Raw genomic sequence first — 20,722 nt, forward strand, 5'->3', positions numbered from 1 at the left:
CCGTCCAAAAAGGACGGGCGGGACGCCCATCCCACAATAACAATTAAAATTGTAAGTTATTTAATTCGCGATCCTTAGTCGTAAATTTTATTCCCGATCGCCAAACTTGCCGATCGAGTTTCATTTTTCTGTTTTCATTTTTTTTCTACTGTGCCGAATTCCGGCTGGCGACGGCAAAAAGCCCGATCGAACCCAGCTAAATACTTAAATCATTTTATACCACCGATCGGCTCAGTACAAATATCGGTTTTGCTTCCAACAGCCGCTGCTTTATCCGTTACGAAGCCTTTGACGTATCGCTGACACTGGATGCTTGGGTGGCGGACTCTGCCGATCGGTATCCGTAGAAATCTATCCGGTAGTCTACTATTTTGACACCCGTTTGCTCTTGAATTAGCTCGATCAAGTCGATCGGCAATTCCACATGAACGTCGAGAATCTGAGCCGTATCAAGACAATTGACATGAGAGTGAGAATCGCTGACATTGCCGTACAAGCGTCCCTCCGAGCGTTCTATGCACTCAATAATCCCTGCTTTCGACAAAGCTTCTAGATTTTGATAAACAGAAGTATGCCCGATCGAATGAGCTTGTTTGTTGAGGCGATCGTAGATTTCGCGAGCACAGAGGTGTTCTTTTGCCTCCCACAAAAGTTCTAGAATAAATCGACGCTGGCGGCTCAAGCGCATTCCCATCGCCTGACAGCGGTTTAAAGCATCTTCTAATGAACTAATTGGTTTCACAGCTACCGCCTTATAAAGCCTGCTCGATTTTTAATTCTGGTACAATATTGCACGCCGATATATTCACTAATTCTAACGCAGGGTTGCCCAACAGTAGAAGGTAGAGGGCAAAAATCTCGAGGGAGTGAATTTTTTCGAGTTGCTGCTCAACTCTATCTTCTACTGCCACACATCCTAGTTCGAGGATTTGATGGCGTTAACCAGTAACTTGGCGATTTCCGAGAGTTGCTTTTTGTTGAAAGTTTTGAGCAAAAGCTTGACTACCGCCTTCGGTTCGGCGGGAAGTGCGACTTGCTTCGACGCGGAGGCTGGGGCTGCTGGGGCTGCTGGGGCTGCTGGGGCTGCTGGGGCTGCTGGGGCTGGTTTTGGGCTTGCTGCCAAAAGTAGCAAATTTTTACTCGGAACGATCGTCTTGACTTTCCCCAATTGTACTAAATCGCCAGCTTCCTTGAGTTCTTTGATAATCAACGGAGCTAAGACTTTATAAGAGTTTTTGGGATTAACGATCGCGGCTCTAGCTGTTTTTACTAAATTTTGCCAAGTCTCTATTTTACCTCCCAACTTATAGAGGCGAACGCACACAGCCGTCAACTCAGAGCGACTAGCAGCCGATTCTTTCTCCTTGAACACCTGCAACATTTCTTTGAGTAAAGTCATCACTTCAACAGCAAAATTCGCCGGCACAGCGCCCGCTGTTGGAGCGGCGGGCGTACCAGACCCAGCAGCAGCCTGCACTTTACCCGACGCCAATTTAGTGAGGTGAGTTTCCAGTTGAGCAAAAACAGGCATCACCTGCTGCACAAGTTTTTCTCCCTCCTCATTCCTCAAGCCGAAAGGCCCCTCCAGTCGCCCCAGCAAGTCCTTAAGCGTATCAACTCCCTTTAAAAATAGGGATTCTGCCGTTTGGTCAACCTGCTTAACGGGCCCGTCCTTGAGCACCTTAAAACAATCTTCCAAGCGGTGAGAGGTTGTTTTAATACTATCTAAGCCAAGCATAGCCGCCCCTCCTTTCACGGAATGGGCGGCTCGAAACATCTCTTGGACGCTTTCGGGGTCTTTCATCGTGGACTTTAAATCCACTAAACCATTTTCTAGAGTATCGAGGTGCTCCTTAGCCTCCTCTATAAACAAACGCATTATTCGGTCTTGCTGATCTGACACGACAGTCCTCCTAACAATCTGTGCACCCTCCAGAAAGCACCCTCTTCGCGGGAGAAAACACGACTCCTGCCAAAAGTCGGAAGCTCCCATGCAAAACATTCTAGCCTGCCTCAGCTAGCAGACTCAAAATACGGGTGTCAGGGCACTCTTAGCTCTCAAACTGGTGCAGTGGAGATTGAGCCTAGAGTTCTGAGGGAGTATCTGGAGCGACTTCAATACCCATTCCTTGTTTCATCATCTGCTGAGTCGTAATCAAGTCGTTTAACTCCTTGACTTCGACGCCGATGTCTTGGCAAGCCTGTTTCAGTTCCCGCTCGAAGGTGTTGAGGTCGCCTCCGTAGCCGCAAAGCTTCGCGGCTGTGGCGATTCCTTGTTGGGCGTTAGCTTTGGCGCAGTCGATCAATTCAATGCCTTTGAGGGGTTGGGAGGATGCCATAATTTCAAGCCACAATTTATCTTTTCTCACACTGTACCTAGAAGGTTGAGGTCGATCGATCTATCGAAAGGCATGAAAAATCCTGCCTGTGCTCAGTGTTGCCCATTCATAGCTATTTGTATGGGATTTCCGGGCCAGATAGCAGTAGTTGGGATTGTCTAACCCCCATATTCCCCGCAGAAACCTGGTTTTTGCGTAAGTCCTCATATTTATTGACAAGTCGAAGTCATTACGAGTATGATTTAACAAGAAGCAAAAAAGAGAGCAGCCATGAGGATCGAAGAAATACCCCTCAACCAGATTCGCCGCCCCCTGCCACGAGTCAACGACCAAACCAAAGTCGCCGCCCTTATGGAATCCATCCGCGAGGTAGGTTTAAACGAACCCATCGACGTGCTAGAAGTAGATGGTCAGTATTACGGATTTTCCGGTTGCCATCGGTACGAAGCTTGCCAGCGTCTCGGTTTAGAAACTATCCGCTGTAATGTACGCCGAGCTCCCCGTACCGTGTTGCAGATGCACTTAGCCTGAGCCTCTCAACAGAAATTCATGACAGGCAAATATTCGATCGCCCAAAGCTTTCTAAGATATTCGATCGACAATCACTAATAACAAGCTAAAAACCTATGACTACCAACAACCACAAACAACATCTTTACCCCACCCGCATCGATATGTCAGCCGCCACCCGCTCTCAAGTAGTCGGGCTGCTCAACGCAACGCTAGCAACGACTCTGGACTTAAAAACTCAAGTCAAGCAAGCTCACTGGAACGTCAAAGGCATGGACTTCTACCAGTTGCATTTGCTGTTTGACGAAATGGCAACAGAACTCGAAGAATACGTTGATACGGTTGCCGAACGGGTCACAGCTTTGGGCGGTTTGGCTGTAGGAACAGCCCGCACAGCCGCCGCAGATTCGATTTTGCCAGAATTTCCTTTCGACATTTTAGATGGGAAAGAATATGTGACGGCTTTGGCCGATCGCTACGCACCCTACGCCCAACACCTGCGAGTCGCCATCGACAAAGCAGACGAACTCGGCGATGCCGATACAGCGGATCTGTACACCGAAATTTCGCGGACAATTGATAAGCGTTTGTGGTTCCTAGAAGCGCATTTGCAAGGTTCTGCAACAACTGCAACAGCCACAGCCGCAAAAGTTGCCGTCAAATAGCCACAAAAAAAGTTGTGGGGTGGGTTCCCGAGCCCGCCCTACAGATGTATTTCCTTAAGGCTCGTGACAGTTTACGATCGAGAATATGTCCATTTAGTGAACAAACCTGACGGTCAACTGAGTACAGTTAGACCACAGGCTTCTTTTTCCTTTTTTTCAAAGGCTTTTTATAGTGAGGTAGTTCCACCCCCACTTGCTAATATAGTATCAGAGTATTTCCCGGTCATCTTGGGGTATAAAAGAATAATTGTCGGTTTCCGTACCTACACCCGACGAGCCTTTCATCACGCGGGCGTAATTCCCAACGGGGTACTTCGCGCAGCGCTCTGATTAATCCCCTCTAAATATACCGAGGGACTTCCCGGCTAATAGTTAATTTGGATGAATTTTTCGTGACTGCCAATATTCCAGATTATGCTCCTCAAATGCAACGCCTGATGGAACAGGCGGGGCTTTCGAGCGATCGAGAACTCAGCAAAAAAGCAGGAGTTTCCGAGATCCAGCTAATTCGCCTGCGTCGCGGTTTAGCTTTGCAAACCCGAGCCGATATCCTGCTCAAAATCAGTCAAGCTTTGCAAATTTCCTTAAATGAACTGCTCGCAACCTTGGCGCCAGACTATGTAGAGTTAGAATCGGCACCACCGACAGCCCTAGAACAAGAATATCAGCGCCTGCAAGCTTCGATCGAACAGCAGCGAGAATCTTTGATGCAGGAATTCCAGCTATCTAGCCTGCAAATTTTAGAATCTTGGATGTTGCAGTGGCCGACGGCTGCGAGCAAAGCTCAGGAAAATCACAACTTGCGGGCTCAGAAACTACTGCCGTTGCTGCGGCCAGTTGAGCAGTTATTGGAGTATTGGGGAGTGGAGTCGATCGCCCCAGTCGGAGCCGAGATTCCCTACAACCCCCAACAGCACCAGCTAATGGAAGGAACAGCCGAACCCGGAGAACCCGTCACAGTCCGCTACACAGGCTACAGACAAGGTGAAAAACTGCTCTACCGCGCCAAAGTTAGCCCAGTTTGATTCATACCAGAAGGCATTCGGCAGAACAAAGATTGTCCCCCTCTCAAAATTCACTCCCGGCGAAGCGCTGCGACTGCGATCGGCCTTACGATCCGCGACGAGCACCATCTTTTGCCCTCAAAACTATTCTCCCGCTCTCAGGCTCTGGCGCTTTCCCCCTCTCTTATTTGGATCGGAGTCCATCTCGCAGCTATACTAGCGTAGTCTGGCTAGTAATTCTGATATTCCCACCGCAAAATATGAGTCCTGTAGTTAAAATTATTCAGCCCTCTGGCATTTTAGACGGCACCAAGGCAAGTCAATTCCGCCAAGAGATTAGCGACCTAGTGGAAGCGGGAGCCGATGTGGTATTGATAGACTTCACTGATGTGACATTTATGGATAGTTCTGGTTTGGGCGCTTTAGTATTGGCGCTCAAAACAGTCCGGGCCGCTGGGAGTCAATTAGTTGTCTGTTCTATCAACGAGCAAATCCGCATCTTATTTGAACTCACCAGCATGGATCGAGTTTTCGAGATATTTCAGACCCGCGATGCTTTTAATAGCAAAATTCTCTCAACTAACTAAATCTTTGGGCTGCTGTCTTCTTGCTATTTGGTCGCAGATGCACTGCAAGAAGTCAGCTAGCCAAAGTTTACCTTGAGTAAAGACCAATCATCATCAAAAACTGCTTTAGCGTTCAACTTTTGAATGTAGTTCAAAACCAGCTCTAACTGGTCGGCACTTGCACCGTTGTAAGCTGCTAACAAGTCGATGAAAGGGTCAAGCCCCCAGATATTGCCGTCAGGTTGGTGGATCTCGTATACCCCGTCGCTAAAGATGTAGAGAGTGCTCAAATCCTCGACATCGCAGCAATTATCGACATAGGGGGCGTCGGGGAACATTCCGACCGGCATTCCGGGGGTTTTTAATCGCTGGATTTTAGCGGTGCTCGCAGGCGACTGGGAAATCAACACTGCCGGTGGATGGCCGGCGCTGGCATAAACTAGCTGGCGAGAAATGCGGTTGTAAACGCCATACCAGATGGTGAAATACTTGTCATTTTGGTAGCTCATCTGGAAGGTGGTATTCAGGGCGCGCAAAACGTCGCTGGGCTTGTAGTAGTCTATGTTGGGGAGCGTGCGCGATCGCAGCAAATTCAGCACCGCCACCGAAGGCAGGGCCGCCCGCAAACCGTGACCGGCTACGTCTAGCAAGTAAATCGCCAAATAATCGGCATCTAGCCAGTTGTAGTCGAAGCAATCTCCCCCCAACTGCCGGGAGGGAATGAATTTTGCTTCGATGCTGAAAGGTTCCGTCATCGGATCTGGCAGCAGCGATTGCACGTACTCGGCGGCCTCGGCTAACTCTGCTTCCAGACTTTGCTTGGCTATTTTCAAATCTCGGCTGAGTTGGTGCAGCCTCAATCCCGCGCGTACTCTTGCCTGTAACTCGTTGAGTTCGATCGGCTTGGAGATAAAATCGTCGGCACCGGCGTCGAGGCCTTTGACTCGATCGGCGATCGAACCCAAAGAAGTCAACAAAAAGAATTGTGTAGTTGACAGATCCGGATCTGCCTTAACTCGACGGCAGACATCGATGCCGGTCAAGCGCGGCATGATCCAATCGCAAATTATCAGGGCCGGACGCAATTTTTGCGCCTGGGCTACACCGTCTTCGCCATTGCTTGCTACTGTTACTTCGTAACCCTGTTTTTTCAGGGTTCTTCTCAGCAGTTCTTGAACAGCCGTATCATCGTCTATAACCAGAATTTGAAACATGGGCACTTAGGTACTACAAGTTTTTCAAGGTCTGGGGGTCATTTAAAATATATCCTGTCAGCGCCCTTGTCTGAGATTGAGTATAGTTGATTGACATCGCTTTCGAGGTAATTGCTTTTGAGGGCGGGTCGTTGAGTTCAATTTACGTTAAAATTTGATAGAAATTTGGCGCGATCGAACTTCACTCAGTTTATACTCAGAATATAAATTTTTATAGACTTTTATTTACCACAGGCGCTGGTTGACATGAAAATGCTATTTATGGTATAGTGGCTAACCGATTAGTGGATTAGACATCGATCGACGGCCCACCAAAGCTAGTATCCTCAAACAACCATTCAATTTGGCCGCCGTTATACTTTGTCTCGTGGTATTTTATCTGGTTGTATTTTGTCTCGTTGTATTTTGCCCACCGGCCGATGAAGAACTTGTGTGGTGAGCGTGATTGAATTAAAGGGTTCCGAAAAGTTGCCGATGCTAAAAAAAGCTGATCTTCAAGTCAATACAGGTCTGAATGGATTAAGCTGGGTTTTGTCGTGGTTTGCACAATTGTACGACTCGCGAATTCCTACAAGTGTGTGGATCAGGTGTCAGTTGGCTTTGGCTGAGGGCTTTACGAATGCGGTGCGTCACGCCCACAAGGGCAAACCAGCGGATTTGCCTGTTGACATTCAGGTGGCTGTGTTCGCTGAATCTTTAGAGATAAAAATTTGGGACTCGGGCGATCCGTTTGATTTAGAGAAAAAAATCAAAGATATTTCGGAAAAAGTCGATATTCACTCTCCGGGCGGGCGGGGCCTAAAATTAATCAAAGACATCGCAGACAGTATTAGTTACGAGAGAATGCCCGATGGACGGAACTGTTTGTCGATGGTCAAAAATTATTCGCCCTGTATCGACGATCGAAAATAACACTAATATTTTTAGCGGGTAAGGGTTGAGGGTAGCCCCTCAACCCTTCCCTCAGAACCCTAGCTGACTGTTAAGCTGCGTAGCAGTTTATTATATTTTGATGTGACTCCACCGCCCTAGATACTAGCAATTCCCATAGCATCGGTATTTCCCGCATTAACTTGTTGCCAAAGTGTGGTATGGGTTCTTTTTTGTTGAATCAAATCTGTATGGCTAACCTGATACCACAATACTGCCATTTTCCAGCACAAACATCTTATCTGCACGCAAGGCATGAGCCATACGGTGGGTGATCATAATAATTGTACGTTCTTTAGTAAGGTGCTCGATCGTATTCATAATCTCAACTTCTGTTGCTGGGTCGAGGGCTGAGGTAGCTTCATCTAAAATCAAAATAGCAGGAGTTCTAACTAATGCTCTAGCGAGGGCGATTCTTTGCCGTTGTCCCCCCGATAGCTGTCCGCCTCTGTCACCCACAGGGGTATCGTAACCTTGGGGTAAGGTCAAAATAAATTCGTGAATTTCGGCGTTTTTGGCGGCGGTTTCTACTTGTTCATCGGTGGCTTCTAAATAGCCCATTCTGATATTTTCACGGATGGAAGTGTTAAATAAAATTACCTCTTGAGAAACCAGCCCAATTTGCTCGCGCAGCGATTTTTGAGTGCAGGAACGCAAATCAATGTCGTCAAAAAGAATACTACCTTGATTGGGGTCATAGAAGCGGGTTAGGAGATTAACAATGGTACTTTTCCCCGCACCGGAATGTCCGACAAATACAACAAAATCTCCTTTTTTGATGGTTAGGGATAACTGATTAACGCCTTTTCTATCTGAATAGTAACTAAAACTAACACTATCAAAGCGAATTTCTTGAGAAAAATGAGGTAATTCAATGGCATCAGGTGCATCTTGGACTTGGGGAACTTCAGCTAAAATAACGGAGATGCGCTGCATGGCGGCTATCCCGTCTATTAGATAAGGGAGGGAAAAAGTAAAGCTGAGTATGTTTAGATTTAAACCGACTAATAAAACCTGAAAAGAGACAAGCGTTCCTACTGTAATTATGTTTCTGTAGGTCATTACTGTGCCGATACTGATGATGGCAAGCTGGACAAATACAAAGACTAAAGTGGGAATCCTTTGGACTAAATAAGAGGAAAACTTGGCTTTAACATAAACTTTTTTTAGAGCCTGCAAATCCTTAGAAAAATTGTTAATCGTTCGGGTTTGCAACCCAAAGAGTTTAACAACTGATTGAGAGATAATATTTTCTTGAACTACATTGGCAATTTGTCCTTCTTTATCTCTGAGTTGATAGTTTTGCTCTGTGGCTGTTTGACTAATTTTTGCGGGAGCAAGGACACATAAAGTTAACCCGATACAACTAATCAGACCTAACTGCCAGTTGAGAGAAAACATAAAGATAGCAGAAAATAGAATAGTACCGAGTTCTAAAATCAGGATAAATCCGTAGCTCAAGCTATTTTCTAATTTTTCGGTATCTGCTGAAAAACAGTTGACAATATCTCCGGCTGAACGTCGCCCAAAAAACTCCATAGATAGGTTTTGCAGACGCTCGAACATAGAATGGCGGATATTGTTGATGACTGAAATGTTAAAGCGTGCTGCCCAAAAATCTCCTAATAAACCGATGAAAACAAATAAAATAGATCCTGCACCCAGCCATAATAGAATTACAATTAGGAGGTGGTAATTTTGGGGAATAATGGCAGCATCAATAATAAATTTTAAGCTGATTCTGATTGAGGATTCAAAGGCTGCCTCAAAAAGTCCACGAGCGATGAGAAGAATTGCTAACCATCTGTAGGGAGCGATGTATTTATTCAGTTCTTTGAGAAACCAAATTAGATTCATTTGTTTTTAAATTAAAAGGTGACTCGCTCCAATACACCAGGAGTTTTCAAGCCAGCTAACGCGGCATTGCCAGTACAGAATAAAACCGTAATCATTTCAGCCAGTAAATCTTCCACTAACTCGGATAGTGCAGTTTCAGATTCAACAGCAGCTTTGAGAAAGGGAAACGCCAAACCTGCTAAATCTGCACCCAGAGCAATAACTTTAGTCACATCCACACCATTGCGAAGTCCACCAGAAGCAATGATGGGAATCTGGGGAGAAACCGCCCGTACTGCTGTGACGCATTCTGCGGTTGGTAATCCCCAGTCAGCAAAGGTTGTTCCCAGTCGGCGTTGTCGTGCCTCTGATGCCCGTTCGCTTTCTACTTTTGCCCAAGATGTTCCTCCTGCCCCGGCTACGTCAATGGCGCTTACTCCAGCCTCTATGAGTTTCTCAGCCATCTGTGCCGAGATGCCGTTGCCAACTTCTTTGGCAATGACGGGAACAGGAAGCTTTTGGCAAAGGGTCGCTATTTTGGCGAGTAGTCCCCGAAAGTTAGTATCTCCGTTGGTTTGAATACACTCTTGTAGGGGATTCAGGTGTAGGATTAGGGCATCGGCTTCTAGTAAATCCACACTCCGTAAGCATTCGTCAATGCCGTATTTATAGTTAAGCTGTACTGCACCCAAATTGGCAAACAACAGAATATCAGGGGCGATAGAACGTACAGCAAATGTGGGTGCAACCTTGGAGTTTTCAATTGCCACCCGTTGAGAACCAACTCCCATTGCAATTCGGTAGTGTTGGGCAACTTCTGCCAGACGATAATTAATCATTTTCGCCTGTTCCGTTCCGCCCGTCATGGAGGAAATTAGGAGGGGAACACCTAGTTTTTTCTGGAAAAAGGTTGTACTCAGGTTAATCTCACTTCGGTCTATTTCTGGTAAACAGCAGTGAGTAAACCGATAGTGTTCTAGTCCGTTGCTGGTTTGATGAAATTGTACATCTTCTTCCAAGCAAACTCGCAAATGGTCGGCTTTCCGATTTTGGGTTAGAGTTGCTTGTTCTGATGTTGCTTTGTTAGCTGTTTGATTTGACAATTTACTTACTTTTATAAAGAAAAAAAATTATTGTGAAATGGTAGTACCTTCTTCTAGGATTGGTTCAGGAATTTCGGGTACTGCAAAACTTTCAGTCTCTGCATTCCACATTTTCTCTAATTTCAGATCTTCCATCCATAGTTCAATAAAAATTTTAGCTATTTCCGGCCTAGTTTTCTCTAGCAATTTGAGCCGACCTTGCAGTTTCGAGTTCAAGCTTTCAAGATACCACCGCAGGTGTTGGGGAGCTTCAGCACCATAGAGGCGCACAAACATTCGATAGGTATTAATGACGTTGCGATTGATATCTTCTTTGTAGTCTCTGAGGTCACAACAAATTTTGCAAATTTGATCTGATAGTCGGCAGGTTTGTAAAAATTCTTCATCATAAGGTTGATTGGTTAACTTTAATAAAATCCGTTGTAGTATTGCAAAATCAAAACATTTGAATAGACTGGCTTTATCAATATCTTCTACAGTTGGACTTCCTCCCGAACAAAACTGCTGTTCCAGACGGTAGTAGGTCAATCCATTGGTAAATAATTCAGTTTCTATTTTCTCATCGAAGAGGTTGAGTTGAAATAATACATCTCGCAGAGTTAACATATGTGGTGAGATAAAATCGGGATCGTCAACATGGCGTTCGTATTCTTCATCAAATTGATAGATTGTCGCCTCAACAAATATGAGTAGAGGCATAAATTGCGAAAAATCGGCTTCCGAAAGACCTACCAAGGGAAAATAGAAGCCCGTGAGGCCCTGAAGATTAGTGATAGATTTTTGAAGACTCCAGTATGAAGTGGTGGGTATCAACATTTGATCGGTTACAGACACCGTTTTGAGAGATTCTAGGTGATTATTCACCAGAGCGGTGTCGTTTTTGAAGATGGAGTAAGTCATTACATTCCCCTTGTTGGTTAGTTGATATAACTAATTCTGTTGCCAAAGAGTAAAGTATAGAGGGCGAGGTTATAGTGATATAATCTTGCTATTCAACCTGCTGATATGGCTCAATAAATCTAAGTATTGGGTCAAATATAGCTTTGTTGTTGCCCTCTAAACGTTCACTTCTATAAATTTGCTGTTCTGGTGATTTTGGATTACTGTCTCTCTGACTCTTGAAACTTTTTAAGCACTATCTAAACGTTCTTTAGTGATAGCGATCGAATGGCTAGCTGCTAAGATGTAAACTTTACGCTACCTGATTTACTGAAGGGGATTTTGTGGAATTCCTTGAAAAAGCCTCTGTAATTATTTCAGACATCAGATGAGAAAAGGGAATTTTGGCAAGGTGTAAAATAGTACCGACTTTGGATGTATTTGGATTTTCTACACCCATCGTGAGAGACGTGGAAGTGACAAAAGGACAGGGATTTACCTCTAAAACAAACATTTCTTGAGTTATCTCCTCCATGCGGATATCTACTCGTCCATATCCAGTAGCACCTATTGCACAGTAAGCACGTTTAGCTAGTTCGCTCAGTCGAGCCTGCAATTCAATCGGTGCTAATTGATAACCGAATAACGGTTCCTGATGGGGTAGGATAGTTCGTTCTTCTGCTTCTCCTAGCCATAGCTCACGGGTATAAAATCGTTCAGTTTCGGGTACACCAGAGTGAAAAACTGTTTCCAATGCTGGATAAATCTTTATTCCCTCTGGATGTTGAGCAGTCCCTATGACTAAAACCGTAAATTCTCGACCTTTGATAAATCGTTCGACAAAGATACTGCCTGCCGGAATCTGCATCCCATGTTGTCCTTGCTGTAGATCATCAAATCGAGCGATCGCTTCTTCATCAGTGTGGATAACAGATTGCAAGGAAATACCTCTAGTACCAAACGAAGCTGAAGGTTTGACAATCAGTGGAGGTACAAGGCGATCGCACAATCCCCGAATGCTATTCACATCTTTAATCACTTCATAGGGTGCAGTTGAAACTCCTGCCTCAACAAAAGCCTGTTTCATCAGTATCTTGGAGTCACCCATTTTAAAGAACTGAGAATCTGCTCCAGTGAAGAGAATACCCTTAGCTTCCAATAATTTCACAACAGAAGCCCCTGGATATCCATCAATTTCATCGAGTCCCGCACAATAGTTCAGTACAATTGGAAAATAATGGGTTTGGGAAGCCGCGACTTCTTCGATCGCTGCCTTCATATTTTTTAAGGTGATTAGCTTAAACTTCCATGCGACTTCCAGTTCCGCAAAAACCTCTGCTAGTTCTTGCTGAAAATATACAGGATCGAATTCTTGGTTAGAAAAATCTGAATCTGCAGATAAAGAATAGGGAATAAATGCCCAGACAAGCATCTCTTTATCGGAAATCGGTAAATTTTTGATTGGTAGAATTGATTTCATTTTTTAGAGAGGGTTAACAGGATTGCTGAGGTGGACAAAAACAATACCTTAGTTCTAGGTAAAGCCTATGGGCAATTTATGAAAAACTATACTGGCACTCTTTGGATTCCAAAAAGTTTCTATATAGGCGTTGAAAAGGTGATTTAACTCGCTGTAAATGTTCAAAATTAAATACATCTAGCATCAGAGCAAGACCACTGCCATATTCGGGGTGATTTATCATATCAATAGGTTGATAGCCTAGTTTTTGAAAGAAACCAATCATGTGAGGTTCGCAGTCTATAAAATCCAATTTGACTTTATCTAGCAGGAGCTGGTTGTAATTGGCTTGCATTAGGACTAGCCCTATCCCCTTTCTTCTGAAATTTGTGTCTACCATAAATTTCGTGGAAACTGACACATTCATGGGATGTGCATCTTGGGTGATTTCACTCATGTTATAAAGAGAAACATAGTATCCTAAATCTGATTGGCTAGAATAGTTACATCTAACAGTGCCAAGTAATTTACCATCTTTAAAAGCTCCAAAAATGTTGCCTGATCTATCTAGCGGTTCTTCGATTTTTTGCTGTTGTTGGTCTGCATAGTGTTGGCTATATCCTAGTTCTTCTACATAGATTTGATAGCGTAATTTGAAAACCTGTTCTTTTTCTTCTGGGGTTTGAGCTAATCTGATTTCTAGCATAGTATTTCTATATCCGTAAATTCAGAGTTTGTTTTTAGTTAGGGCGATCGCCCTTCGGATGTGGAAATTTAATCGGGGGGCGATCGCCTTTCTGATGTGGAAAATTAATCAGGTTGTGGGGCGATCGCACCATCATTATTTGGTTGTTTTTGTTTAGTTCGTTCCGGGCTTCATCTTGAACTTTACTATGTTGGCTATTTCTATGTCTATCTCATATTTTTTTGCAACCGCATAGATAAGGAACCCGGATAAGCCTAAGACTCCTAATCCCACACTTGTTATGTGGTTTTTTATTAAGTTCAACAGGTGTTCCTTAGTAATAGAGTCGATTCCTAAGTAGAATTCTTGCGCGTATATCCTTTGCCACTCCTTTACATCTTCTGTATCGGTTAAGTGAATTTCAAATGGTTCTCCCATTTCAATCACAGTAATTATATGGGCATGTTCTAAAGTTTTTTTCCAATCATATTCTCGCCGCTCTCCCTGTACTCCTAGCGCGGAGTTGGGTGTCTTCAGTAGGGTGATAGGGGTGCTGAATAGTCCGAAAAATGTTGAGATACTATGATACGCATCCAAAAAGAATCCCTTGACTTTTTTGACTGCATCTTTTAACCATTCATATATTTTCTGAATTAAGCAGGTAATAAATTCAGAAATTTGGTCAAATATTTTGCTGATAAACCCACCTATTTTATCAAGTCCGGTTAGGATGGTGGATTGCATTTCAGGAAACTGATCCCCCAATTCTATACCTTGATCGAATATCTGATCGATGGTTGCGTTTGCCTTTTGTTTTGTCTCTTCCCTTCTTTTATTCATTTGTTTTTTGAACTCTTCAGCCTGCCCTGGATTTTTCACCAGTGCTTCTGTTTCTTTTACAATATATTCTTGGGGAGAGTTCAGCATCTCTCGGATATCTTGTTCTGATTTTTGTATAACCGTTTTATATTCCAGGTCGAAGTCCGTCGATCCTGCTGTAAGGCGGTATAGCGGGTAAGTGTCCACAACTGTTATAGGAAGGCTATATCGTGAAAAGGGTGTTCCCTGATAATGCGCTTTCATTGCTCTCAGATGTGTTTGGAAGTTAGGAACCTGCATTTTGGATCTCCTTTAGTTTTAAATATTTCGAGTGAAGGGGCGATCACCTAATTACTTTAGTTATAGTTAGGTGCTGCCCGTGAATATAGCGATGGCTCATTGCTCATCTATTAATAAGACGCTTTCACAACTCAAATTGTGAACTCTTCACCGGCACAGATTTCTGAAACTCACCGCACCCAATAAAACCGCTCCCAAGATGCGCCCCTCTTCCAGCAGAGGCAGTCAGACGTTTCCAGGCACCTTCTACCACACCAGGATGATATTGGCAAGTAAAAAGTAGCATGATATAACACCCATCACTATTCAGGTTAACTGTATGGTTACAAGTCCTTTGACATTAAACCTAGACACCGTTCACCTGAGTGACGAACAGTTCTATCAGTTATGTCAAAATAACCGCGAGTTACAGTTTGAACGAACTGCCAAAGGAGAATTAATTATTATGTCTCCCGTTGGCGGTGAAACCGCCAATCGCGAAGCCGAATTAATTGCCGATTTAGCCATCTGGAATCGGCAAACCGACCTCGGTTATACCTTCAGTTGCACCCTATGAGGGGTTATAGATCCCCGACTTGTTTAAGAAGTCGGGAATCTGATACGGGATGGTTGATTAACTCCCAACAGCAGCAGGTGGAAATTTATCGCCCAGGACATGATGTGGAAGTGCGAAATCTTCCCACAGAATTATTGGGTGAGAATGTATTGCCTGAATTTAGCTTGAATTTATCCCTTTATTAACAATCCTCGCCTCCTGTGTTAGTAATCTCAGAAACCAGGTTTCTTGCATAAGGGAGGCCGAAATTTCGCTACTCCAAGCTAGAGAAACCCAGATTAGCAATTGCTTCAAAGCGCAAGGCGAAGCTATCCGCAAGAGCGGAATTACCGATTGAGAAGACGAGGGAAAGGCCGAAATTTCGTTGCTACAGCTAAAGAAACCCGGTTTTTCGCCCTTCATCCTTTCCTCTAGTTCCAGCTTTTCTCTGTGCGGTACAGACAGCGCCGCCGACTGGGGTTCCCCATCAGCAACAATAGATTTCTTGCAAAAATCCTTGGAAGGGCGAAGCATTTGCGGATCTAGATCCTGGTTTAACGCTAAATATGGGCGCAAATGCTTCGCCCCTACAGGCATAAATCGAATGCGCGCAAGAGGTCTAATCTCTATTTCCTCTAACTTCTCCTCAGATTGAGCATCCACCAAAACAGGCTCAATCTGCGTAACAGACAGCGCCGCCTCTGGTAATTCTACACCAGCAACAATTTGTACTTCTTCTAACTCCCCAGATAAGGCTATCTCGCGCGCAACGGGTTCTTTTTGAGCAGCCTTCTTCGACTTCCTTTGTTTTGCAGACTGAGGAGAAACGCTCGACTTAGGATTAGACAAATCCGAGTCAGTCCCATCTTCAGAGAAATTTTCATTGAACCGCTGACGCAAAATTGCCCGCGCCTGGGAAATCCGCTTGCGAACGTTATCGTAGGATATACCAAGCTGTTCAGCAATATCTGGATAAGATAGCCCGGATTCAAAATGGAGAATAAAAGTCTCGCGCAATCTATCTGGCAACTCATCTATTACCCCACGAAAAAATAATTCGAGTTCGCGCTGCATAGCAGCGCGAACTGGTGTTTCTTCTTGGCTAATTAATTCGGTTTCGTTTCCTAGAGCAATGGTGTCTAAACTGTCAACTCCTACTGCACTTCTGTTGCGCTCTCGATGGATATCGGCGCAGAGGTTATAAGTCAGTTTGGTTAACCAAGCCTTAAAGTTTTTGATATCATCCGTACAATCTCTTACTTTTTCCCAAGCTTTCACCATCGCCCGACTGAGGGCATCTTCAGCATCGGTTGGGTTGCCCATCCACTTGCGACAGCAACGGTAAAGATAATCTTGATGCTGCTGCCATAATTTCCAAAAAGCTGAATCTATATCTTGAGTGCCTGAGCAAGGAATTGATGCAGAACTACAATTTAACATCTCTGGAGCTTGAAACTCTAGGTGGACAAACAACTTGCGATTAATTTAGGCGGTAATTTACCTAGCCTCGGATGCACCTATCGCTATGTTGACTCACCACTCAGGCTGAAGTAAAGTCGGAAAAGTCGGATCTTTAAAGTCGGAAAAGTCGGAAAAGTAGGATCGTCGCCGCTAGGAGTGCATGGCTGAGACATCCCTTTAGCAGTTTTAGGACTTACGCCCACGGCTTTTAAACTCTATTGGTAGCGTAATGTGTGCCCATAAGCACCCTACAGATAGAGTTTATGCGTAATTACTAAATTTAATGTCACCAAGCTAAAATCTGAACTTTAAGATTTAAAATCCTTGGACATAGGATTAAGCCACAGCAGAATTGTCCGTTTTAATTCATTTAATTCTCGATACACTTCTTGTTTGACCCACTGCCCGATCGCATCGAATGGTGTAAAAATTTGACCCACAGGCCAGCTAACATCTTGACCCAACGGCGTTTGATGGTTGCCGGCTAGAGTCTGAACTGTAATCATGTCTGGAAATCGTGCTTTTAGCAGTTTGGTCAACAGCAGGGTTTGGTCGATGTTGTCGCCGTTAAATTTGACTAAAAGATTGCGCCGAATTTGATAGCTATCTTGGACGAGGCGATTAGTCTCTTGCGGGGAAGGGGTAAACTCGACGTTAAAGACGGGGGAAATTTGCTCGACGATCGGGATTGCTTCGGATGCCGCATAATTGTTGAAAGAAATCAGAATATTGCCTGCCCTTTCTATGTCAAATACAGAACCGATCAGCAAGTGCAGTTTGCATCCCATGCTGTGTCCCATACCGTAAATGGGGAGATAGGAAGATTTGAGCAATTTAGTGGCGCGCAGGCGATCGAGGGCATTTTCAAATTTGTTGAGGACATCGCGGGCGATCGCAATATGATCCAAAGTATTGACAAACGGCGTTGCTACTACAACATATCCTTGATTCCCCAAAGCCTCTAACAGCCAGCGATAGGTGAGTTGGGGTGCTGTCGCCACAAATGCACCGCCGAGAAAATGTACGATCGCGATCGGTCTTGAAGGAATTAATACCCAGTTGCCAGAAATTTCTTGCCAGTCCATAACTTCAATCTAATAATAAATAAAAAGGCGATCGCCCTCTGAAGGTAGAAGGCAGAATGTTTTATAAATTTTTGCTTTTATTTTCTGCCTCAAAAAGGGGTTTGCTACCCATTTTTTTATTCAAAAAACTTTCCTTTTTACTTATACATTATTTATTCTAACTGTTGTGGGGGCAAATAGCACGGCTGGCGATCGCTGCTATTTTCGCCCTGTATAGGGTTGAAGCTGGCGGCCGAATAAATCAAGGCTGACATCCGCGACTTTCAAAAATTTTTATATTGTCTCCCACCGCACGGCTGCAAGCGGCTGTAGCTGGTAGTGCGGGTAATTGACCCGACAGAATATTCACAGTCAAATACGGCTCAAAACCCCAATATCGCGTATTAATCAGCCCCTGGGCGATCGGCTTCGATTCGGCTTTATTGGCAGCACCTAATTTCTTAACTAAACCCGCATACAACTATAACATCCTTTAGGACAGCCCGCCGATTTCAGACGATCGCTGGGGGTTTAATTCTGCCGAAGTACCAATACCTTCTGCCGTTTGATGACTCAACTTTTCGTGAGTCTTCATCCATTTCCACTTGTTGACAGTAGCTTGAGGATTGAGCACTGTGGTAGCGATGCCGTAAACAATAGTCGGCAACACCTCCCGATTTAACCAACTTTGTCCCAGCTTTCTCATGTAGTGCAGTGCCAAAACTTCTCGAAATTTGTTCAGCCTTTGCAAAAGCGGCAAATTCTTAAAACATAACTCTTCGTATTCGTGGAGTGATAACTCTTTTTCTCCCCGCAAGCGCCGCAGTTGGTTTTCCTTGACACAATCAGAAGCTATGCGCTTTTTGAGCCAGTGCTTATCTGTGAGAGAGTTCCCTCTAATTCGATAATTTCCCAAAGGTTCTGTCGCCGCTAGCAAGCCATACTTTTGAGCAAGTTTAGTAAATAATTCTGTATCTTCTCCTACCTCCCAATCTTCTGGAAACCCGCCTTCTTGGAGTAGAATAGAGCGATCGACTACAACAGAAGACGGGAAAACCCAAGGACTTTCGCCTGTCTCCTTAATCGCCTGCATTTCTGCTTTAGTTGTAGGATAGGTGGGAATATAACTCAACTTGTTGCCACGCTTGTCTAAATACCGCAAAGCGTGAGCGACAGCTTTGACTTCTGGATTGTCTGCGAGCATTTTCAGGCAAACTTCTAACTTATTGGGTTCCCAGGTATCGTCGCTGTCGATAAACGCTACATACTCGCCTGTGGCGCGATACATCATTAAATTTCTCGACTTAGAAACTCCGTAATTTTGGGGATTTCTGAAGTATTGAATTCTCGAATCTTGCTCTACCAGCTTAGCAGCAACTTTTTCAGTAGCGTCAGTAGAGCAGTCATCAACAATTAAAATTTCTAGATTCTTGTGGGTACCATTGAGTACGGAGGCAATTGTCTCGGCCAGAGTGTCGGCAGCATTGAATGCAGGAATGATGACGCTGACTTTTTGGCTGTTCATAACTTGCATTAAGGTGTGGTTTGGTAGTTGTTCGCCGAAGTATAGTCTCGAAGCAGACACTCTGACTCCTTTACGTGCAAGTACCTGTAGTCAGGAAACTTGCCTACATACTGCCAATATAACAGGTTTACCACGTCAGTGTTATCTACAATAAGGAGGCAACAGCCCTTAGCAGGCGGAGTGCAGACTATGATTTGGCGGCCAATTTTTTTGACACAAAAGCCACGGGTGCGAGGGATTGAGGTTTTTACCGGGGACTGGAGTTGTCATAAATTCGATCGCATCTTTTTTTTTTGTTAAATAGGACTTACCCAGAAAAACCCGGAATCACCCAAAATTATTGGTTTGAGAAGTATGCAGCTACACAAAAATTGGTTTCTGACTCAGTTCGATTTCTGTTAATAGCTAATCATATTTTTTCGCCCGCCAAAACCGGGAATTTAGGAGTGTGAAACTTTACTAGAGCAATCTTAAATCAGTTGTACAAATATGTAGGGGTAGTGCCAAGAATGCCTACCCCAAGTATCGGGGCAACCGGGCGCGAGTTTTGGCCCTACAACACTTACACAATTCCTTGAGAATCGCTATACGAACCTAATTTAAAAACATCAGCAAAAATAGCATTTTCCTCCACCATTCTTCCGGCATCCGGCGAATCGTAAACCACTAACAGCGAATTCTGCCCCCCCAAATAGGGAAACAGGCTCAATCCCTCAGCATTGTCCGTACCCACCTTAAAAGGCAAGTCAAACAATACCTCCAAATCTCCCCCATCTTGCCCCGTAATACTGTCGCCCGATCGCCCTAAAATTCCCTTTAACCGAAAAACCCTCATCGCCCCAGATAAAGTCATCGTCGGCCCGGCTAAAACCATCAAATCTTCTCCATTCCAGCACAATTCTCGCACCCCCAAACCGTTCAAATCAACAAAATGTTTCTTGTACAATTTCTCTCCTTCCCCAATAGCCTTAAGCCTTAAAACTCCCGGTTCTGCCTCTTCAACTTCTATCTCTAAAATTATCGCCCAACCCCGCAGCACCGGCCCCCGCAAACCAAGAAAAATCCGATTTCCGCGCACCGCCAACCCTTCCAGATCAAAGCCATTTTCTTTACTCGGAATCGGCACAGATAAATATAGACCGAGGTGGGTGTCATCTTTGAGCGCGTCTGTCAGCAAATTGCCTGTTTCTGTCCGCTGCAGGCATCCCACTGTCTGCTGAATTTCGGGATTGTCTGAATCGGGAATTGACTCGCACAAAATCCCGTCTTTCATAGGAATGCGCGCCAGTAAATAGCGGTTGACTTCTGTGACGATTTCTGCTAATCTTTCAATGTCTTTACCGGGGTCTTTGCCTTTAGCTTTCTTGCGTTTGGTGCTGTGAGAACCGACTAGCCAAAGATAATCGTTGCTGAAATCAATTCCTTCAATATCGATTTCAGATTCTCCAGATAAATCTATAAAATCTGCGATCGCAAATTTTTGATGTTCTCCAAAAATATGAGGGGCGACAGGCGACAAACGCTCGATCGAAGTCGTTTCATCGGAACCCAGCCACAAATGGCCGTCTGGAGTTAAAGCAACAGCGGATAAGTCTGTAATGATATCCGCTGCTTCGCTGGTGAATTGCAGCAGCAGCCGACCGAGCAAAAAAGATTCTGGCATAATTATTAGCACTAAAACTATTGTTATGGTCAGTCATTATAGCTAAATATGCTTGAAATTGATATCTTGCCACAGGTGTAATAGCTATAGTAGTAGGGTGTGTCATAACGGGAGATATTTGGGAGAATTAATCAGGCATCAACTGACGCACCATGGGATTAGGAA

24 protein-coding genes are annotated in these 20,722 nt (G+C 44.4%); 8 read left to right on the forward strand and 16 right to left on the reverse strand.

Annotated features, from left to right (window positions below):
• Positions 1-277 precede the first annotated feature (277 nt).
• The 4 genes from QT987_RS14445 to QT987_RS14460 form a co-directional block, all read right to left on the reverse strand.
• The gene (locus tag QT987_RS14445) at positions 278-742 is read right to left on the reverse strand and encodes a Fur family transcriptional regulator (RefSeq protein ID WP_333241076.1); all 465 of its coding nucleotides are present in this window, start codon (positions 740-742) and stop codon (positions 278-280) included.
• Between the two features lie 10 nt (positions 743-752).
• Positions 753-911 (reverse strand): hypothetical protein, encoded by a 159-nt coding sequence (locus QT987_RS14450; protein WP_333241078.1) that lies wholly within the window; start codon positions 909-911, stop codon positions 753-755.
• Positions 912-916: 5 nt separating this feature from the next.
• Positions 917-2,002 carry an Hpt domain-containing protein gene (locus QT987_RS14455; protein WP_333241081.1) on the reverse strand — a complete coding sequence of 362 codons (1,086 nt, stop codon included), beginning with the start codon at positions 2,000-2,002 and terminating at the stop codon, positions 917-919.
• 82 nt (positions 2,003-2,084) lie between these two features.
• Positions 2,085-2,339 carry a hypothetical protein gene (locus QT987_RS14460; protein ID WP_333241084.1) on the reverse strand — a complete coding sequence of 85 codons (255 nt, stop codon included), beginning with the start codon at positions 2,337-2,339 and terminating at the stop codon, positions 2,085-2,087.
• A gap of 270 nt (positions 2,340-2,609) precedes the next feature.
• Between QT987_RS14460 and QT987_RS14465 the strand changes: the two genes are divergently transcribed.
• The 4 genes from QT987_RS14465 to QT987_RS14480 all read left to right on the forward strand — a co-directional run bounded on the left by QT987_RS14465 (position 2,610) and on the right by QT987_RS14480 (position 5,105).
• Positions 2,610-2,870 (forward strand): sulfiredoxin, encoded by a 261-nt coding sequence (locus tag QT987_RS14465; RefSeq protein ID WP_332985662.1) that lies wholly within the window; start codon positions 2,610-2,612, stop codon positions 2,868-2,870.
• 95 nt (positions 2,871-2,965) lie between these two features.
• Entirely contained in the window at positions 2,966-3,514 is a 549-nt protein-coding gene (gene dps / locus QT987_RS14470; protein ID WP_333241086.1) for a DNA starvation/stationary phase protection protein Dps, read from the forward strand.
• 392 nt (positions 3,515-3,906) lie between these two features.
• Entirely contained in the window at positions 3,907-4,539 is a 633-nt protein-coding gene (locus QT987_RS14475; RefSeq protein WP_333241087.1) for a helix-turn-helix domain-containing protein, read from the forward strand.
• 239 nt (positions 4,540-4,778) lie between these two features.
• On the forward strand, positions 4,779-5,105 hold the full coding sequence (locus QT987_RS14480; protein ID WP_041623653.1) for an STAS domain-containing protein: 327 nt from the start codon (positions 4,779-4,781) through the stop codon (positions 5,103-5,105).
• A gap of 56 nt (positions 5,106-5,161) precedes the next feature.
• On the opposite strand, the gene QT987_RS14485 is transcribed toward QT987_RS14480, so the two are convergent.
• Positions 5,162-6,298 (reverse strand): SpoIIE family protein phosphatase, encoded by a 1,137-nt coding sequence (locus tag QT987_RS14485; protein ID WP_333060566.1) that lies wholly within the window; start codon positions 6,296-6,298, stop codon positions 5,162-5,164.
• Between the two features lie 432 nt (positions 6,299-6,730).
• Here QT987_RS14485 and QT987_RS14490 point away from each other — a divergent pair, with 432 nt between their 5' ends.
• Positions 6,731-7,210, forward strand: coding sequence for an ATP-binding protein (locus QT987_RS14490; protein ID WP_333241089.1), 480 nt, complete (start codon positions 6,731-6,733; stop codon positions 7,208-7,210).
• Positions 7,211-7,423: 213 nt separating this feature from the next.
• Here QT987_RS14490 and QT987_RS14495 read toward each other — a convergent pair whose 3' ends face one another.
• The 5 genes from QT987_RS14495 to QT987_RS14515 form a co-directional block, all read right to left on the reverse strand.
• A complete protein-coding gene (locus QT987_RS14495; protein WP_333241091.1) occupies positions 7,424-9,085 on the reverse strand; it encodes an ABC transporter ATP-binding protein in 1,662 nt (553 codons plus the stop codon).
• 11 nt (positions 9,086-9,096) lie between these two features.
• Complete coding sequence (gene fni, locus QT987_RS14500) at positions 9,097-10,167, reverse strand: type 2 isopentenyl-diphosphate Delta-isomerase (RefSeq protein ID WP_333241094.1); 1,071 nt, start codon at positions 10,165-10,167, stop codon at positions 9,097-9,099.
• A 27-nt stretch (positions 10,168-10,194) separates the two neighbouring features.
• Positions 10,195-11,067, reverse strand: a complete 873-nt coding sequence (locus QT987_RS14505) for a hypothetical protein (RefSeq protein ID WP_333241098.1) — start codon at positions 11,065-11,067, stop codon at positions 10,195-10,197.
• A gap of 292 nt (positions 11,068-11,359) precedes the next feature.
• The gene (locus QT987_RS14510; RefSeq protein ID WP_333241100.1) at positions 11,360-12,526 is read right to left on the reverse strand and encodes a hypothetical protein; all 1,167 of its coding nucleotides are present in this window, start codon (positions 12,524-12,526) and stop codon (positions 11,360-11,362) included.
• Positions 12,527-12,602: 76 nt separating this feature from the next.
• Positions 12,603-13,211 (reverse strand): GNAT family N-acetyltransferase, encoded by a 609-nt coding sequence (locus QT987_RS14515; RefSeq protein WP_333241103.1) that lies wholly within the window; start codon positions 13,209-13,211, stop codon positions 12,603-12,605.
• 28 nt (positions 13,212-13,239) lie between these two features.
• Here QT987_RS14515 and QT987_RS14520 point away from each other — a divergent pair, with 28 nt between their 5' ends.
• Positions 13,240-13,368 (forward strand): hypothetical protein, encoded by a 129-nt coding sequence (locus QT987_RS14520; RefSeq protein WP_333241106.1) that lies wholly within the window; start codon positions 13,240-13,242, stop codon positions 13,366-13,368.
• Here the strand turns inward: QT987_RS14520 and QT987_RS14525 are convergent.
• Positions 13,365-14,309, reverse strand: coding sequence for a hypothetical protein (locus QT987_RS14525; RefSeq protein WP_333241110.1), 945 nt, complete (start codon positions 14,307-14,309; stop codon positions 13,365-13,367). The genes QT987_RS14520 and QT987_RS14525 overlap by 4 nt on opposite strands.
• Positions 14,310-14,628: 319 nt before the next feature.
• Here QT987_RS14525 and QT987_RS29965 point away from each other — a divergent pair, with 319 nt between their 5' ends.
• The gene (locus QT987_RS29965) at positions 14,629-14,865 is read left to right on the forward strand and encodes a Uma2 family endonuclease (RefSeq protein ID WP_445299713.1); all 237 of its coding nucleotides are present in this window, start codon (positions 14,629-14,631) and stop codon (positions 14,863-14,865) included.
• The gene (locus QT987_RS29970; protein WP_445299712.1) at positions 14,862-15,050 is read left to right on the forward strand and encodes a hypothetical protein; all 189 of its coding nucleotides are present in this window, start codon (positions 14,862-14,864) and stop codon (positions 15,048-15,050) included. The genes QT987_RS29965 and QT987_RS29970 overlap by 4 nt, the downstream gene beginning before the upstream one ends.
• On the opposite strand, the gene QT987_RS14535 is transcribed toward QT987_RS29970, so the two are convergent.
• The 5 genes from QT987_RS14535 to QT987_RS14555 form a co-directional block, all read right to left on the reverse strand.
• Entirely contained in the window at positions 15,025-16,284 is a 1,260-nt protein-coding gene (locus QT987_RS14535) for a sigma-70 family RNA polymerase sigma factor (protein WP_333241112.1), read from the reverse strand. The genes QT987_RS29970 and QT987_RS14535 overlap by 26 nt on opposite strands.
• A 329-nt stretch (positions 16,285-16,613) precedes the next feature.
• Positions 16,614-17,390, reverse strand: coding sequence for a DUF1350 family protein (locus tag QT987_RS14540; RefSeq protein WP_333241115.1), 777 nt, complete (start codon positions 17,388-17,390; stop codon positions 16,614-16,616).
• A gap of 241 nt (positions 17,391-17,631) precedes the next feature.
• Entirely contained in the window at positions 17,632-17,850 is a 219-nt protein-coding gene (locus QT987_RS14545; protein WP_333241117.1) for a hypothetical protein, read from the reverse strand.
• Positions 17,851-17,862: 12 nt separating this feature from the next.
• Entirely contained in the window at positions 17,863-18,954 is a 1,092-nt protein-coding gene (locus QT987_RS14550) for a glycosyltransferase family 2 protein (protein ID WP_333241119.1), read from the reverse strand.
• 502 nt (positions 18,955-19,456) lie between these two features.
• On the reverse strand, positions 19,457-20,557 hold the full coding sequence (locus QT987_RS14555; RefSeq protein ID WP_333241122.1) for a DUF3616 domain-containing protein: 1,101 nt from the start codon (positions 20,555-20,557) through the stop codon (positions 19,457-19,459).
• Between the last annotated feature and the right edge of the window lie 165 nt (positions 20,558-20,722).

The organism is Microcoleus sp. SVA1B4 (assembly GCF_036700545.1).
GTDB lineage: Bacteria > Cyanobacteriota > Cyanobacteriia > Cyanobacteriales > Microcoleaceae > Microcoleus.

What these genes read in the sequence shown, in the direction of transcription:
- QT987_RS14515 (WP_333241103.1), bottom strand. Translation starts at nt 13,211, where the DNA reads ATGCTAGAAATCAGATTAGCTCAAACCCCAGAAGAAAAAGAACAGGTT.
- QT987_RS14460 (WP_333241084.1), bottom strand. Translation starts at nt 2,339, where the DNA reads ATGGCATCCTCCCAACCCCTCAAAGGCATTGAATTGATCGACTGCGCC.
- QT987_RS14485 (WP_333060566.1), bottom strand. Translation starts at nt 6,298, where the DNA reads ATGTTTCAAATTCTGGTTATAGACGATGATACGGCTGTTCAAGAACTG.
- QT987_RS29965 (WP_445299713.1), top strand. Translation starts at nt 14,629, where the DNA reads ATGGTTACAAGTCCTTTGACATTAAACCTAGACACCGTTCACCTGAGT.
- QT987_RS14540 (WP_333241115.1), bottom strand. Translation starts at nt 17,390, where the DNA reads ATGGACTGGCAAGAAATTTCTGGCAACTGGGTATTAATTCCTTCAAGA.
- QT987_RS14505 (WP_333241098.1), bottom strand. Translation starts at nt 11,067, where the DNA reads ATGACTTACTCCATCTTCAAAAACGACACCGCTCTGGTGAATAATCAC.
- QT987_RS29970 (WP_445299712.1), top strand. Translation starts at nt 14,862, where the DNA reads ATGAGGGGTTATAGATCCCCGACTTGTTTAAGAAGTCGGGAATCTGAT.
- dps (WP_333241086.1), top strand. Translation starts at nt 2,966, where the DNA reads ATGACTACCAACAACCACAAACAACATCTTTACCCCACCCGCATCGAT.
- QT987_RS14465 (WP_332985662.1), top strand. Translation starts at nt 2,610, where the DNA reads ATGAGGATCGAAGAAATACCCCTCAACCAGATTCGCCGCCCCCTGCCA.
- QT987_RS14555 (WP_333241122.1), bottom strand. Translation starts at nt 20,557, where the DNA reads ATGCCAGAATCTTTTTTGCTCGGTCGGCTGCTGCTGCAATTCACCAGC.
- QT987_RS14455 (WP_333241081.1), bottom strand. Translation starts at nt 2,002, where the DNA reads ATGTTTTGCATGGGAGCTTCCGACTTTTGGCAGGAGTCGTGTTTTCTC.
- QT987_RS14480 (WP_041623653.1), top strand. Translation starts at nt 4,779, where the DNA reads ATGAGTCCTGTAGTTAAAATTATTCAGCCCTCTGGCATTTTAGACGGC.
- QT987_RS14525 (WP_333241110.1), bottom strand. Translation starts at nt 14,309, where the DNA reads ATGCAGGTTCCTAACTTCCAAACACATCTGAGAGCAATGAAAGCGCAT.
- QT987_RS14510 (WP_333241100.1), bottom strand. Translation starts at nt 12,526, where the DNA reads ATGAAATCAATTCTACCAATCAAAAATTTACCGATTTCCGATAAAGAG.
- QT987_RS14495 (WP_333241091.1), bottom strand. Translation starts at nt 9,085, where the DNA reads ATGAATCTAATTTGGTTTCTCAAAGAACTGAATAAATACATCGCTCCC.
- QT987_RS14535 (WP_333241112.1), bottom strand. Translation starts at nt 16,284, where the DNA reads ATGTTAAATTGTAGTTCTGCATCAATTCCTTGCTCAGGCACTCAAGAT.